Source organism: Haemophilus parainfluenzae (genome assembly GCF_014931415.1).
Lineage (GTDB): Bacteria > Pseudomonadota > Gammaproteobacteria > Enterobacterales > Pasteurellaceae > Haemophilus_D > Haemophilus_D parainfluenzae_AF.
Genome location: NZ_CP063121.1, coordinates 1,962,469 through 1,976,075, shown reverse-complemented (window position 1 = coordinate 1,976,075; position 13,607 = coordinate 1,962,469). Strand labels below are relative to the sequence as shown.

Annotated in this window: 18 protein-coding genes; 15 read left to right on the top strand and 3 right to left on the bottom strand. The window is 39.5% G+C overall.

The features are described from left to right. Window positions 1–9 precede the first annotated feature (9 nt). The 3 genes from hisS to INP93_RS09560 are packed head-to-tail and all read left to right on the top strand — an operon-like array spanning window position 10 to window position 2,409. Window positions 10–1,281, top strand: coding sequence for a histidine--tRNA ligase (gene hisS, locus INP93_RS09570; protein ID WP_197544783.1), 1,272 nt, complete (start codon window positions 10–12; stop codon window positions 1,279–1,281). Between the two features lie 18 nt (window positions 1,282–1,299). After that, the gene (locus INP93_RS09565) at window positions 1,300–1,914 is read left to right on the top strand and encodes a YfgM family protein (protein ID WP_197544782.1); all 615 of its coding nucleotides are present in this window, start codon (window positions 1,300–1,302) and stop codon (window positions 1,912–1,914) included. A 51-nt stretch (window positions 1,915–1,965) separates the two neighbouring features. Then, window positions 1,966–2,409 (top strand): methyltransferase family protein, encoded by a 444-nt coding sequence (locus INP93_RS09560; RefSeq protein WP_197544781.1) that lies wholly within the window; start codon window positions 1,966–1,968, stop codon window positions 2,407–2,409. 52 nt (window positions 2,410–2,461) lie between these two features. Here the strand turns inward: INP93_RS09560 and sodA are convergent, their stop codons facing one another. Continuing rightward, window positions 2,462–3,109 (bottom strand): superoxide dismutase [Mn], encoded by a 648-nt coding sequence (gene sodA / locus INP93_RS09555; RefSeq protein ID WP_197544780.1) that lies wholly within the window; start codon window positions 3,107–3,109, stop codon window positions 2,462–2,464. Between the two features lie 283 nt (window positions 3,110–3,392). On the opposite strand from sodA, the gene ccmA reads away from it, so the two are divergent. The 12 genes from ccmA (at window position 3,393) to INP93_RS09495 (ending at window position 11,522) form a co-directional block, all read left to right on the top strand. Then, the gene (gene ccmA / locus INP93_RS09550; RefSeq protein ID WP_197544779.1) at window positions 3,393–4,034 is read left to right on the top strand and encodes a cytochrome c biogenesis heme-transporting ATPase CcmA; all 642 of its coding nucleotides are present in this window, start codon (window positions 3,393–3,395) and stop codon (window positions 4,032–4,034) included. Window positions 4,035–4,040: 6 nt separating this feature from the next. After that, a complete protein-coding gene (gene ccmB / locus INP93_RS09545) occupies window positions 4,041–4,706 on the top strand; it encodes a heme exporter protein CcmB (RefSeq protein WP_049364995.1) in 666 nt (221 codons plus the stop codon). A 67-nt stretch (window positions 4,707–4,773) separates the two neighbouring features. Continuing rightward, complete coding sequence (locus tag INP93_RS09540; RefSeq protein ID WP_005695597.1) at window positions 4,774–5,514, top strand: heme ABC transporter permease; 741 nt, start codon at window positions 4,774–4,776, stop codon at window positions 5,512–5,514. A 29-nt stretch (window positions 5,515–5,543) separates the two neighbouring features. Then, the gene (gene ccmD, locus INP93_RS09535) at window positions 5,544–5,747 is read left to right on the top strand and encodes a heme exporter protein CcmD (protein ID WP_049364996.1); all 204 of its coding nucleotides are present in this window, start codon (window positions 5,544–5,546) and stop codon (window positions 5,745–5,747) included. Then, window positions 5,744–6,274, top strand: coding sequence for a cytochrome c maturation protein CcmE (ccmE, locus tag INP93_RS09530; protein WP_197544778.1), 531 nt, complete (start codon window positions 5,744–5,746; stop codon window positions 6,272–6,274). The genes ccmD and ccmE overlap by 4 nt, the downstream gene beginning before the upstream one ends. Beyond that, window positions 6,274–8,223 (top strand): heme lyase CcmF/NrfE family subunit, encoded by a 1,950-nt coding sequence (locus INP93_RS09525; RefSeq protein ID WP_197544777.1) that lies wholly within the window; start codon window positions 6,274–6,276, stop codon window positions 8,221–8,223. Before ccmE ends, INP93_RS09525 begins: the two co-directional genes overlap by 1 nt. A 51-nt stretch (window positions 8,224–8,274) precedes the next feature. Then, on the top strand, window positions 8,275–8,820 hold the full coding sequence (locus tag INP93_RS09520) for a DsbE family thiol:disulfide interchange protein (RefSeq protein ID WP_005698393.1): 546 nt from the start codon (window positions 8,275–8,277) through the stop codon (window positions 8,818–8,820). Further along, complete coding sequence (locus tag INP93_RS09515) at window positions 8,820–9,284, top strand: cytochrome c-type biogenesis protein (RefSeq protein ID WP_197544776.1); 465 nt, start codon at window positions 8,820–8,822, stop codon at window positions 9,282–9,284. The genes INP93_RS09520 and INP93_RS09515 overlap by 1 nt, the downstream gene beginning before the upstream one ends. After that, window positions 9,284–10,201: a c-type cytochrome biogenesis protein CcmI gene (ccmI, locus tag INP93_RS09510; protein WP_065242990.1), complete on the top strand. Its 918-nt coding sequence runs from the start codon at window positions 9,284–9,286 to the stop codon at window positions 10,199–10,201. The genes INP93_RS09515 and ccmI overlap by 1 nt, the downstream gene beginning before the upstream one ends. Further along, the gene (gene gloA2, locus INP93_RS09505; RefSeq protein ID WP_049365002.1) at window positions 10,201–10,599 is read left to right on the top strand and encodes an SMU1112c/YaeR family gloxylase I-like metalloprotein; all 399 of its coding nucleotides are present in this window, start codon (window positions 10,201–10,203) and stop codon (window positions 10,597–10,599) included. Before ccmI ends, gloA2 begins: the two co-directional genes overlap by 1 nt. 22 nt (window positions 10,600–10,621) lie before the next feature. Then, complete coding sequence (locus INP93_RS09500) at window positions 10,622–11,215, top strand: DUF8095 domain-containing protein (protein WP_049374628.1); 594 nt, start codon at window positions 10,622–10,624, stop codon at window positions 11,213–11,215. 4 nt (window positions 11,216–11,219) lie between these two features. Next, a complete protein-coding gene (locus INP93_RS09495) occupies window positions 11,220–11,522 on the top strand; it encodes a hypothetical protein (protein ID WP_049374629.1) in 303 nt (100 codons plus the stop codon). Between the two features lie 55 nt (window positions 11,523–11,577). Here the strand turns inward: INP93_RS09495 and hda are convergent, their stop codons facing one another. After that, on the bottom strand, window positions 11,578–12,273 hold the full coding sequence (gene hda, locus INP93_RS09490) for a DnaA regulatory inactivator Hda (protein WP_197544775.1): 696 nt from the start codon (window positions 12,271–12,273) through the stop codon (window positions 11,578–11,580). Between the two features lie 71 nt (window positions 12,274–12,344). Next, on the bottom strand, window positions 12,345–13,592 hold the full coding sequence (locus INP93_RS09485; protein ID WP_197544774.1) for a nucleobase:cation symporter-2 family protein: 1,248 nt from the start codon (window positions 13,590–13,592) through the stop codon (window positions 12,345–12,347). Window positions 13,593–13,607 lie beyond the last annotated feature (15 nt).

The window sequence follows — 13,607 nt, the reverse complement described above, 5'->3', positions numbered from 1 at the left end:
GGAAAACTCGTGGCAAAAAATATTCAAGCAATTCGTGGGATGAATGACTGTTCCCCAACTGAATCTCCACTTTGGCAATGGATTGAAGGGCAGATTCGCCAAATTTTAAGCAGTTATGGCTATTCAGAAGTGCGTATGCCAATCGTGGAAAGTACGCCATTATTTGCCCGTGCAATCGGTGAAGTAACCGATGTTGTATCAAAAGAAATGTACACATTCTGGGATAATGATGAACAATTAACGCTTCGCCCAGAAGGTACAGCTGGATGTGTGCGTGCTGCGATTGAACACGGTTGGATTTACAACAATGAACAACGTTTATGGTATATGGGACCGATGTTCCGTCATGAACGTCCACAAAAAGGTCGTTACCGTCAATTCCATCAAGCTGGTGTAGAGGTTTTTGGTATCGCAACCCCTGAAATTGATGCGGAGCTAATTATTTTAACGGCTCGTTTGTGGAAAGCCTTAGGTATTGATCAACATGTTTCTCTTCAATTAAATTCGATTGGTTCATTAGAGGCACGTGCAAACTATCGTTCTGCATTAGTGGCTTTCTTAGAAAATCACCAAGATTTAATGAGTGAAGAAGAGAAAGAACGTCTTGTAAAAAATCCATTACGTATTCTGGATACTAAAAATCAAGCATTACAAGATGTATTGGACGGCGCACCAAAATTATTGGATTATTTAGATGATGAAAGTCGCGAGCATTTTGCACAGTTATGTGGTTTATTAGATGCGGTTGGCATTCAATATGAAATTAATCCAAAATTGGTTCGTGGCTTAGACTATTATAATAAAACCGTATTTGAATGGGTGACATCTGCATTAGGTGCACAAGGCACCGTATGTGGTGGTGGACGTTATGATGGCTTAGTTGAGCAACTTGGTGGTCACGCAACCAGTGGTGTCGGTTTCGCAATGGGCTTAGAGCGTTTAGTGCTACTTGTTCAAGAAGTGAATAAATCGATTCCGGTAAAAAGTGCGGTAGATATTTACGTTGTTTATCAAGGTGAAGGTACAACGTTAGCCGCATTCCAACTCGCTGAAAAACTTCGCTCAGAATTACCGCACTTAAGCACCATGTTGCATTGCAGTGGTGGTAACTTTAAAAAACAATTTAGACGCGCAGATAAGTCTGGTGCGACTCTAGCCCTTGTGCTTGGCGAAAGCGAAGTGCAAAATAATCAAGTTGTGGTAAAACACTTACTTGGCGAAGCAGAGCAGCAAACCATTGATGTGGATAATCTAATTGAACACATCAAAGCCCAATTTTAATTTTAGAAGGATAGGAAAATGGCATATACCATTGAAGAAGAACAAGAACTGAACCAGTTAAAAGAATGGTGGAAAGACAATGGCAAAACCATTATTGCCGCTTTTATTCTTGGTGTAGGCGGGATGTTGGGCTGGCGTTATTGGCAGTCTTATCAAGCCAATCAAATTATGCAAGCGTCTGCTGAATATGATGCCTTAGTTTATACAGCAAACAAAGATGCCGCAGCACAACAAGCTAAAGTAGCTGAATTTGTGAAAGCGCATGATAAAACTAGCTATGCGGTATTTAGCTTATTAGATGAAGCAAAAGGTTTCGTTACAAAACAAGATTACGCCTCTGCTGAAAACAGTTTGAAACAAGCGATTGCTCAATCACAAGATGATATCTTAACGTCTCTTGCTGCACTTCGTTTGTCTGCTGTGCAATTCCAACAAGGTCAATTTGATGCAGCATTAGCAAGTCTAAATCAAGTGAAAAGCCAAGGCTTTAGTGCACGTAAAGATCTTTTAGCGGGCGATATTCAAGTCGCAAAAGGCGATGTGAATGGTGCTAAAGCAAGTTTTGAAAATGCACAGAAAAACGGTAACCCGTTAGAGAAACAAATGGCGCAGATGAAATTAAATAATCTGTAATATTTTAATTAGCCCGAATTGTTCGGGCTTTTTTATTGGATTTTTGATCGGATGATTCAGAAACCTATCGTGCCGCCACCTGTTATTTTTCTTGGTTGTGCACTTATCATGGCATATTTGCCCAATCCTTATCCATTCTCAACCAATGTGCTCATTGCTTATTTGATGGTATTGGTTTCTTCTGTCATCGCTTTTTTCAGCCTTTGGCAATTCTATAAGAGTAAAGCGAATATCAATCCAATTCACTTAGAAAAAAGTGATGTGTTTGTGACAAATGGTATTTATCGTTTTAGCCGTAACCCCATGTATTTAAGCTTAGTGGGTTTGTTAGTGGCATGGGCAGTTTATTTGCAAAGTGTGGTCAGTTTTATCGGTATTTTTCTGTTTATTTATCTCATCACACAATGGCAAATTAAACCCGAAGAATGCTGGTTAGAGAAGAAGTTTGGTGAGTCTTATTTAGCTTACAAGAAAAAAGTGAGACGCTGGATTTAAGCAATAAAAAAATCGCCTAAAAATAGGCGATTTTTTACATTTTGAGAAGCGATTATTTAGCTGAACATCCGCAGTTTGCTAATTTTTTAGCTAAACGCTCTGCAACAAAATCCCAGTTCACTACGTTCCAGAACTCTTTGATGTAGTCTGGACGACGGTTTTGGAATTTCAAGTAGTAAGCGTGTTCCCAAACGTCTAAACCTAAAAGAGGGAAACCTTCACAACCTGCGATTTCTTTGCCCATTAATGGAGAATCTTGGTTTGCGGTAGAAACAACAGATAATTTACCTTGGTTAATTACTAACCATGCCCAACCAGAACCGAAACGAGTCGCTGCAGCTTTTTCAAATTCAGCTTTGAAGTTTTCTACAGAACCGAAATCACGTTCGATAGCGGCTTTTAAATCACCTTGTAAAGTAGTGCCTTTTTTCAATGATTTCCAGAATAAGCTGTGGTTTGCGTGACCGCCTGCGTTGTTACGTAATGCAGTACGTTTTTCAGCTGGGATTTTATCTAATTGGCTGATTAATTGGCCTGCACACATTTCAGAAAATTCAGCAGGTAAAGTTTCTAACACCGCGTTTGCATTGTTTACATAAGCTTGGTGGTGCTTAGTGTGGTGAATTTCCATTGTTTGAGCATCAAAATGTGGTTCTAACGCATCATAAGCGTAGCCTAATTCAGGTAGAGTATAAGACATAATATGTTCCTTTTTTAAATGAAGTTAAGGTAATGTTTTTGATAAAACAACATCAAAAAGTAACTAAATAGTAGCAGAAAATTTGATTTAGATCAGTAAATCTTTTAATTATTTGATTATCTGATGAAAAAGCTAGGAAAATTTAGTTTGTTTTAAATCAATAAACACACCGATCTACGCCTAAATAGTTATACCTTTTAGCCCTTAAAATCTCGTCAAAATTTCCCCTTGTGGTAGAATACCCGCTGATTTTTTACAAGATTTTATTTTTAAGGCTGAGACTATGTTTCCTGTTCATCAACTTCAATTAGAACAATTAGCGTGCCAACGGGGCGACCGCGTATTGTTCACTGATCTTTCACTGCAATTTCAAAGTGGTGATTTCGTGCAAATTGAAGGGCACAATGGTATCGGTAAAACAAGTTTATTGCGCATTTTAGCAGGCCTTGCACAACCTGTAGAAGGTAAGGTGCGGTGGAATTCAGAAGAGATTACAAAACAAAGCGAAGAATACCATCATCAGCTACTTTATCTCGGCCATCATTCCGGCGTGAAACCTGAATTAACTGCATGGGAAAATTTAAAATTTTATCAGCAGATTAGTCAAAGCCAACAAGGCACCGATATTTTATGGGATGTATTGGAAACAGTCGGTTTACTTGGACGTGAAGATTTGCCGGCAGCTCAACTTTCAGCGGGTCAGCAAAAGCGCATTGCCTTGGCGAGATTATGGATCTCGGAAGCACCACTTTGGATTTTGGATGAACCTTTTACAGCAATAGATAAAAAAGGGGTTGAAGTTTTGACCGCACTTTTTGAAAATCATGCTAAAAAAGGTGGAATGGTCATTTTAACGAGCCATCAAGAAGTGCCAAGTAGCCTATTGAAGAAAATCAATCTTGCTGATTATAAATATAACCCTTAGATTTTTATGATATTTTTACAGATTATAAAGCGAGAGCTAAAGATTGCGACCCGTAAACAAGCGGAAATTTTAAATCCGCTTTGGTTCTTTTTGATCGTCATCACGTTATTTCCATTGGTGATTGGGCCGGATCCTAAGTTACTTTCTCGCATTGCACCCGGGGTTGCTTGGGTGGCGGCATTGCTTTCTGCGTTGCTGTCTTTTGAACGCTTATTCCGAGATGATTTTATTGATGGCTCTTTAGAACAATTGATGCTTACGGCTCAACCTTTAGCCCTAACGGCACTCGCAAAAGTTGTTGCACACTGGCTATTAACTGGTTTGCCATTGATTCTACTTTCTCCTATTGCCGCTTTATTGCTCTCATTAGAAGTGAATATTTGGTGGGCATTGGTGCTTACACTCTTAGTGGGCACACCGATTTTAAGCTGCATTGGCGCAATTGGCGTGGCATTGACGGTAGGATTGCGTAAAGGTGGCGTATTACTGAGTTTACTTGTGGTACCATTATTCATTCCGGTTTTAATTTTTGCTTCAGCAATTTTAGATGCCGCCGCGTTAAATCTCCCTTATGGTGGACAGCTTGCTATTTTAGGTGCAATTTTAGCTGGTGCGATAACCTTATCGCCTTTTGCGATTGCCGCTGCACTACGAATTAGTTTAGATAATTAATCATTATGACGGTGAAAGTGCGGTCAGATTTTTAACTGTTTTTTATTTTTTGAATTAAGGATCTTTTATGTGGAAGTGGTTACATCCTTACGCAAAACATGAAACCCAATATCATTTATGTGGCAAATTAAGTCCATTTTTTGGTGTGATTGCGGTTTTATTATTGGCTGTTGGAATCGTTTGGGGGTTAGCTTATGCTCCGGCAGATTATCAGCAAGGCAATAGTTTCCGAATTATGTATGTCCATGTGCCGGCAGCGATTTGGTCAATGGGTGTGTATGGTTCTATGGCTGTGGCTGCCATTATTGCGTTAGTTTGGCAAATTAAAGCCGCTCATCTTTCAATGATAGCCATGGCACCGATCGGTGCAATGTTTACCTTTATTGCCTTGGTAACAGGTGCAATTTGGGGCAAACCAATGTGGGGAACTTGGTGGGTGTGGGATGCGCGTTTAACTGCGGAACTCATTCTTTTCTTCTTATATATCGGTGTGTTAGCGCTTTATTCTGCATTTTCTGATCGTGCTGTGGGCGCAAAATCAGCGGGTATCTTGTGTATTGTTGGTGTGGTGAATTTACCAATCATTCACTTCTCCGTAGAGTGGTGGAATACCTTACATCAAGGGGCAAGTATCACGAAGTTTGAAAAACCGTCGATTGCAACACCGATGTTAATTCCACTGATTTTATGTATTTTTGGATTTTTATTTTTATCCATTTGGTTTACGCTTGTGCGTTACCGCGTTGAATTGCTAAAAGAAGACAGCAAACGCCCATGGGTAAAAGAGTTAGCAAGTAAGCTGAAATAGTTTTTTATTTTTATTTTAGGGAGCGGAAAATGTTTTTCCAAAGTTGGAGTGATTTTATCAATATGGGAGGCTACGGTTTTTATGTGTGGCTTTCCTATGGCATTAGCCTCGTGGCAATGATCATTTTGGCGATACAAAGCGTCAAGGGGCGTAAAACAGTATTAAAAGAAGTGTTACGCGAGCAACAACGTGAAGCCCGTTTAAACCAAGCAAATAAAGGAAATACGCTATGAATCCAAGACGTAAATCAAGACTTTCGATCATCATCTTTGTGATTTTAGGTATTTCGATTGCGACAGGTTTGGTGCTTTATGCGCTTCGCCAAAACATTGATTTATTTTATACACCTTCGGAAGTTATAGAAGGGAAAGATGGAAATCCTGATCAAAAACCTGAAGTTGGGCAACGCATTCGTGTTGGTGGTATGGTAGTCGAAGGCTCTGTTAGTCGAGATCCGAAAAGTCTCAAAGTTCGCTTTGATGTAAATGATATTGGTCCATCAATTACAGTAGAGTACGAAGGTATTCTGCCGGATCTTTTCCGCGAGGGACAAGGTATTGTTGCGCAAGGTGTGCTAAAAGAACCAACCTTATTGGAAGCAACAGAAGTGCTTGCTAAGCATGATGAAAATTATGTGCCACCAGAATTGGGTGAGAAAATGCAGAAAATGCATAAACCAATGGGGGCAGAATTAAAAGGCGAGAGTGAAGCCGATCGTCGTTATAAAGAAACCCAGCAAAAATCGCAAGAAGGTCGCTAATGATTGCTGAATTAGGAAATTATGCGCTTGCTTTAAGCCTTGCCGTTTCATTCTTTTTAGCCGTTTTTCCGTTATGGGGGGCTGAAAAAGGTCATTCTCAACTCATGTCATTGGCTCGTCCAATGACTTATGGTTTATTTTTCAGTTTAACCATTGCGTTTGCAGCATTGTTCTATCTGTTTGCAGTTAATGATTTCAGTGTGCAATATGTGGTGAATAACTCTAACAGCAGCTTGCCGATTTATTATCGTTTATCTGCTGTTTGGGGTTCACATGAGGGCTCATTATTACTTTGGATTTGGTTATTAACACTTTGGGGTGCAGCAGTAGCCTTATTTAGCAAACACTTACCACAAGAAGCCGTGGCTCGTGTATTAGGTATCATGGGGATTATTAGCATCGGCTTTTTACTCTTCGTCTTATTTACCTCGAATCCATTTACCCGTACATTCCCTGATTTCCCAGTAGATGGCAGAGAACTCAACCCCATGTTGCAAGACGTGGGCTTAATTTTCCACCCACCATTACTTTATATGGGATATGTTGGTTTTTCTGTTGCCTTTGCTTTTGCAATTGCTTCATTAATGACCGGTAAATTAGACTCAGCTTGGGCTAGATGGTCACGTCCTTGGACGATTGCTGCTTGGGTGTTTTTAACACTCGGGATCGTGCTGGGTTCTTGGTGGGCGTATTATGAGCTTGGCTGGGGCGGCTGGTGGTTCTGGGATCCAGTAGAAAACTCTTCTTTAATGCCTTGGCTTGCAGGAACCGCATTAATCCACTCTTTAGCGGTGACTGAAAAGCGTGGCTCTTTTAAAGCTTGGACAGTGCTTTTAGCGATTTTGGCTTTCTCACTTTGCTTACTCGGTACGTTCTTAGTTCGTTCAGGTATCTTAGTGTCAGTTCATGCCTTTGCTTCAGATCCAACACGTGGTTTATATATTCTTGCTTATTTGGTTGTGGTAATTGGTGGTTCTTTAACCTTGTATGCTTACAAAGGCAACCAAATTCGTTCACGTGATAATGCAGAACGATATTCTCGTGAAACCTTATTGTTACTAAATAACATTCTATTAATGACCGCACTTTGTGTGGTGTTCTTAGGAACGTTATTACCGTTAGTTCACAAACAATTAGGTTTGGGTTCTATTTCAATCGGTGCGCCATTCTTTGATCAGATGTTCTTGATTATTATGACCCCATTTGCCTTATTACTGGGTATTGGACCGTTAGTAAAATGGCGTCGCGATCAGTTCTCTGAAATTCGTACACCGGTTGTTGTGAGTGTCATTGTTATGGCGATTGCAGGTTTTGCTTTGCCGTATTTCCTACAAAATAAACTCACTGTCAGTGCTGTGCTTGGCACCATGATGTCCGTCATTATTGTGTTACTCAGCCTCTATGAAATGAAACAACGTGCAACACACCGCGAATCTTTCTTTAAAGGCATAACTAAACTTTCTCGTTCTCATTGGGGGATGATTTTGGCTCACCTTGGTGTAGCCATGACCGTTTGGGGAATTGCCTTTAGTCAAAACTTCAGTGTAGAACGTGATGTGCGAATGGCTGTGGGTGATACGGTACAGATTGCTAATTATGACTTTAAATTTGCTGGCGTGAGTGATGCAAATGGTCCTAACTATATGGGCGGTAAAGCACAAATCGACATTTCAAAAGCGGGTAAACCGGAAGCAACATTATTCGCTGAAAAACGTTTTTATACCGTCAGTAAAATGCCAATGACGGAAGCAGCAATTAATTGGGGCTTTACTCGCGATCTTTATGTCGCCTTGGGCGAAAAAATAGATGATAACTCATGGGCACTACGTCTTTACTATAAACCATTTATCCGTTGGATTTGGATTGGCGGATTGTTTATGGCATTAGGTGGCTTGCTCTGTATGTTTGACCGTCGTTATCGTTTTAGTCGATTAGTTAAACAGTCTTAATTGTAATAAGGGGGGGATGCCCCTAGAAATAGATGTGAAATTGATAGTGTTATGAATAAAAAACTACTTATCCCACTTATTGTTTTTCTTGCCGTGGCGGCAGCTTTTTTAGTTCAGTTAGGACGCAATGCGCAAGGTGATGATCCAAAAGCGTTAGAATCTGCGCTTGTGGGGAAACCTGTGCCACAGAAAACATTAACGGATTTATTGGAAAATAAAACCTACGGTAATGAAATTTTCCAACAAGGTAAACCGATTCTCTTAAATGTGTGGGCAACTTGGTGTCCAACTTGTTATGCCGAGCATCAATACTTGAATCAATTGGCTAAACAAGGTGTAACAATCATTGGTATCGACTATAAAGATGAATCACCAAAAGCTGTAAAATGGCTAAAAGATTTAGGCAATCCTTATAGTCTTGTGCTTAAAGATGAAAAAGGTTCTTTTGCATTAGATTTGGGGGTTTATGGCGCACCGGAAACATTTATCGTCGATGGTAAAGGCGTGATTCATTATCGCTTAGCCGGTGATGTGAATGAACGCGTTTGGAATGAGACCTTAAAACCGATTTATGACAAACTCGCGGAGAAACCATAATGAAAAAATCATGGCTTTTTTTAACCGCACTTTTGGTGAGTATCTCAGCGACTGCCTCTATTGATGCACTAAATTTTGCCTCGCCAGAGCAAGAAAAGGATTATCATCAATTAACACAAGAATTGCGTTGTCCTCAATGTCAAAATAACAATATTGCTGATTCGAATGCAACCATTGCTGTAGATATGCGTGGCAAAGTGTTTGAGTTGTTGCAAGAAGGCAAAAATCGAAATGAAGTGGTGGATTATATGATTCAACGCTATGGCAATTTTGTGACTTATGATCCACCAATGACGATGTCAACAATCGTATTATGGATTGCCCCAATTTTGTTAGTGTTGATTGGGATTTTATTTATATTTAAACGTAAATCAAAAAGCCCAAGTGCGGTCAATTCTGACGCGATTTTAGATGATGAAGAGAATGCGCGTTTATCGGCTTTACTCAAAGAAAAGGATAAATAATGAATTTTGCATTAAGTATTATTGTGCTCACGTTAGTGGTGGCATTGATTTGTTTTTATCCCTTGTTGCGTTCTGTTAAAGCGAAAGAAGATAAAAAGCGTGATGAATTAAATAAAGCACTGTATTTTTCTCGCTTAAAAGAGATTGAGCAAGATAATCAGCAAGGCTTAGTTGAGAATGTTGAACAACTCAAACAAGAGCTACAGAAAACATTATTGGAAGATATTCCTCAACAAGAAACACAAACCATCGATAAAAATGCCAAAAATTACGGTAAGTTGTGGTTTGTTTCTGGTTTATTAGGTTTGGCCATTATTGCCGGCGGAGCTTATTTCCCTCTGGGATCTTGGAAAGCCGAGGATATGATGGAAAAAACATTGGCAAAATTACCTTATTTCTTTGAACGAATCAAAGAAGAAGACACAAACCCAATGACAGATGCAGAAATGCAGCAATTTTCGACCGCTCTTCGTTTGGATTTACAAAAAACACCAAAGGATGCTAAAAAATGGTGGTTGTTAGGTCAGGTAGGAATGAATTTAGGTAATGGAAAATTAGCCTTTGATAGTTACCAACAAGCGAATAAGCTTGAGCCGGATAATTTAGATTATAAGCTTTCTTATGCGCGTATGTTGATGTCTTCTGAAGATCAAACGGATAAACTCAAGGGTAATCAACTTTTACGTGAGATTATTCGTCAAGATCATTCTAATCCTGAAGCATTAAGTTTACTTGCTTTCAGTTATTTTGAAGGTGAGGATTATAAAATGGCGGCAGTAACCTGGGCAATGATGCTACGTTTATTGGAACCAGATGATCCTCGCGTGCCAATGCTTGAAAAGAGTATTCGTGCTGCACGTGATGCCCTTGCTTTACAGGAAGAAGAAAAAGCAAAAAGCGTCACACCGGAGAAATAATGAAACCTCAATTATTAGGTTTTCACCATATTGCGATTATTGCTTCGAACTATGCACGTTCGAAGCATTTTTATATGGAGATTTTAGGGGCAAAACAGCTAAATGAAACTTATCGGGTAGAACGAGATAGTTATAAATTAGATTTAAGTTTTCCTGATGGGAGTCAAATAGAGCTATTTTCTTTCCCAAATCCTCCTCAAAGAGTAACCAGCCCTGAAGCCTGTGGTTTACGGCATTTGGCATTCAAAGTAGAAAATATTGATGAGTACGTAGCTTATCTTTTAGAGAACGGAGTTTCTTGTGAACCAATTCGGGTTGATGAATTAACCAGAATGAAGTACACTTTCTTCCGAGACCCGGATTATTTACCAATTGAATTATACGAGAACAATTATTAGCTTAGGGAATCACATTAGTATTATGAGTCATATTAAGAAAAAAATTGGGATTTACTCATTTTGTATTTTGGCATCATCAGCTGTTTTAGCCGAAGGTAGTAGTGTTGTATATGCAACAAAAGTAAAATCACCTGAAAATAATCTTTCAGTCAATGTTTCTGAAAGTAATGTTTCTGAAACCGTGAAATATATTGATGGAAAAGGACAGCGAAGTTTAGATCCTAAATCTGAAAAAGATATGGAAGAGTTGGCCAATAGCGTTGAATTTGAAGTATATAAATTTAACGAAACGGCGGCATCAAAAACAACGTTTCTTTCACCCGCAGGGATTTGTAGTGGTTTTAAAAGTGATGATGGCGTAGATGTCACTAATACCAGTAATTATTACATTAAACCTAATGATGCCAGCGAATATTATGGCAGTGTGTTAGGGGCAACAATTTATAAAAAAGGCGAGACAAAACATTCACAGTATGTGCCTGTTTATGCAATCAGAAATGCGAATGTAGCAAAATACATTGAGCAAAATGAGGATCCGAACATTAGAAAAAAAGCCAATGCTCGGATTAAAGAAGGCAGAGAAACACTTAATAAAGTGGTTTGTGATAAAAGGTAGCGTTATGAAAAAATTAATTTCTATTGCAGCTCTATCTGTTTTAACAGCTTGTACAGCTCCCCAAGAGGCATCAACTATTGGAAATGGAGCTGCAGCGTACGATATGAATACCGTGCAGGATTACAATGCTCGAGTAACAAGTGGTAATACGGTAAGCGCTCAAGAAAAAGCGAAAGTTGCACAAAGAGACAGTATTCCAAATGAAATGAATGCGAGTGATCATCGCTCTAAACAGAGAGGATATTCTCGTGTCCCTGTTGCGATCATGCCGAGTGTCGGTGTTGGCTATTGTCGTCACTGCTGGTAATTAAATTGATACAAAATAACCGCGCTTGAAAAAGTGCGGTTATTTTTTTGCTTGTTTATAAGCCTAAAATCGATTTCACAAAAGGAATCGTCAGATTTCGTTTTGCTTGTAGTGAGGCTTCATCGAGTTTCATTAATGCTTCTTTTAGTGTCGCCATATCACGATCTAAACGCGTGAATATAAAATTGGCAGTATCATCTGAAAGTATGATACCTCGTTGATGGGCATTCTGTTTCAATACTGCAAATTTTTGTTCATCGCTGAGTGGAATCAATTGATAACTTTCTCCCCATTTTAAGCGAGAAGCAAGATCCGGTAATTTAACGGGTAGAGCAGTTGGAGATTGATCTGCAGTGACAACTAATAAGGTTTTACCATTAGCTTTAATGCGATTAAAAAGATCAAATAAGGCAATTTCCCATTCTGAATTTTCAATAATTGTTTGCAAATCGTCTAAGCAAACCAGTTCTTGTTGTTCTAAATTCTCAAAAACTGCCGTGGAGAAATATTGTGATTTGCTCAACGGGACATAAATGGCGCTCCGTTGTTGCTGAATATATTCATTACAGAGTGCGCGCAAAAGATGGGTTTTCCCAACGCTTTGGCTGCCCCAAAGGTAGAAGAATTGTTGCTGTAAATCAGTCATGTTTTGACGTAAAGAATTAAGCAATAATGCATTATTATCGCTATAAAAATTCTCAAGCGTTTCATCATCAATTTGATGAATAGGTAAAGAAAGTTGCTGATTCACGGATTAACGGGTTGATTTTAAATAAAAAAGAAAGGGCTAAATTTTCATTTAACCCTTTTATTTGGGAAGTTTTATTCTACTTCATTTTTTGCTTTTGGCAAAATCAAGTTTAGTACAATGGCAACGATGGCACAAAGGCTAATCCCTTTTAGGGAAACAATATCGCCGACGTTGACAAACATATTACCGATCCCGAAGGTCATAACGACCGAAATGATGCAAAGGTTACGAGGTTCAGTCACATCCACTTTACCTTTAATTAAGGTGCTCATCCCGACAACGGCAATCGAACCGAATACCAACATCATAATGCCCCCCATTACGATGGTTGGAATTGTAGAAAGGAATGCGCCTACTTTACCACAGAAGGAAATCGCAATTGCCCATACCGCAGCCCAAGTCATAATATTTGGATTAAAGTTGCGAGTGAGCATTACAGCACCCGTTACTTCGGCATAAGTGGTATTCGGTGGACCACCTACTAATGACGCAGCAGCAGTTGCCACACCATCGCCTAATAAGGTGCGATGTAAGCCTGGTTTTTTAAGGAAATCTTTACCCGTTACAGAACTGATTGCCATAATACCACCCACGTGTTCAACGGCTGGTGCGATAGCAATCGGTAGCATGTAAAGAATGGCTTCTAAATTAAATTCTGGTTTGGTTAACTGAGGTAATTCAAACCATTTTGCGTCTAGAACAGGTTGGAAGTTAATTAATCCTAGGAATAAACAAACCACATAGCCAGCAACAATACCAAACATAATTGGAATCAGTTTCATCATTCCTTTAGCAAATACTGCAACAGAAAGGGTAGTAACCAAGGTAATCATAGATACCAATACTGAATGCTCATAGCTATATGCACTGTTTTTACCTAATGCCATATCAACAGCAACCGGTGCGAGTCCCATACCAATGATGATAATTACGGGACCGACAACAACAGGTGGGAAGATGCGCTCAAGTGCAGCACTACCACGTAATTTTACTAAGGTTGATAGCGCGAAATAGACGAAACCTGCGCAAGCAAGTCCGCCCATTGTGGTTGGAATGCCCCAAGTTTGTACGCCATATTGAATAGGCGCAATAAAGGCAAAAGAGGAGGCTAAGAAAATAGGAACCTGTTTACCGGTACAAAGTTGGAAAAGTAGTGTACCGATACCTGCGGTAAGAAGGGCAGTATTAGAATTTAATCCGGTGATTAAGGGAACTAACACTAAGGCGCCAAAGGCCACAAATAACATCTGTAAACCGACAAACGCTTGTTTGCCCATGCTTTGCACCTCAACAGGTGCGGTTGTCGTTTGATTACTCATTTAGTTTCAACTCTC

Coding starts and splice junctions, on each gene's coding strand:
- ccmB (WP_049364995.1), top strand. CDS start 4,041: ATGATATTTTTACAGATTATAAAGCGAGAGCTAAAGATTGCGACCCGT.
- INP93_RS09565 (WP_197544782.1), top strand. CDS start 1,300: ATGGCATATACCATTGAAGAAGAACAAGAACTGAACCAGTTAAAAGAA.
- ccmI (WP_065242990.1), top strand. CDS start 9,284: ATGAATTTTGCATTAAGTATTATTGTGCTCACGTTAGTGGTGGCATTG.
- ccmD (WP_049364996.1), top strand. CDS start 5,544: ATGTTTTTCCAAAGTTGGAGTGATTTTATCAATATGGGAGGCTACGGT.
- ccmE (WP_197544778.1), top strand. CDS start 5,744: ATGAATCCAAGACGTAAATCAAGACTTTCGATCATCATCTTTGTGATT.
- INP93_RS09560 (WP_197544781.1), top strand. CDS start 1,966: ATGATTCAGAAACCTATCGTGCCGCCACCTGTTATTTTTCTTGGTTGT.
- gloA2 (WP_049365002.1), top strand. CDS start 10,201: ATGAAACCTCAATTATTAGGTTTTCACCATATTGCGATTATTGCTTCG.
- INP93_RS09525 (WP_197544777.1), top strand. CDS start 6,274: ATGATTGCTGAATTAGGAAATTATGCGCTTGCTTTAAGCCTTGCCGTT.
- INP93_RS09495 (WP_049374629.1), top strand. CDS start 11,220: ATGAAAAAATTAATTTCTATTGCAGCTCTATCTGTTTTAACAGCTTGT.
- INP93_RS09500 (WP_049374628.1), top strand. CDS start 10,622: ATGAGTCATATTAAGAAAAAAATTGGGATTTACTCATTTTGTATTTTG.
- ccmA (WP_197544779.1), top strand. CDS start 3,393: ATGTTTCCTGTTCATCAACTTCAATTAGAACAATTAGCGTGCCAACGG.
- INP93_RS09540 (WP_005695597.1), top strand. CDS start 4,774: ATGTGGAAGTGGTTACATCCTTACGCAAAACATGAAACCCAATATCAT.
- sodA (WP_197544780.1), bottom strand. CDS start 3,109: ATGTCTTATACTCTACCTGAATTAGGCTACGCTTATGATGCGTTAGAA.
- INP93_RS09515 (WP_197544776.1), top strand. CDS start 8,820: ATGAAAAAATCATGGCTTTTTTTAACCGCACTTTTGGTGAGTATCTCA.
- INP93_RS09520 (WP_005698393.1), top strand. CDS start 8,275: ATGAATAAAAAACTACTTATCCCACTTATTGTTTTTCTTGCCGTGGCG.
- INP93_RS09485 (WP_197544774.1), bottom strand. CDS start 13,592: ATGAGTAATCAAACGACAACCGCACCTGTTGAGGTGCAAAGCATGGGC.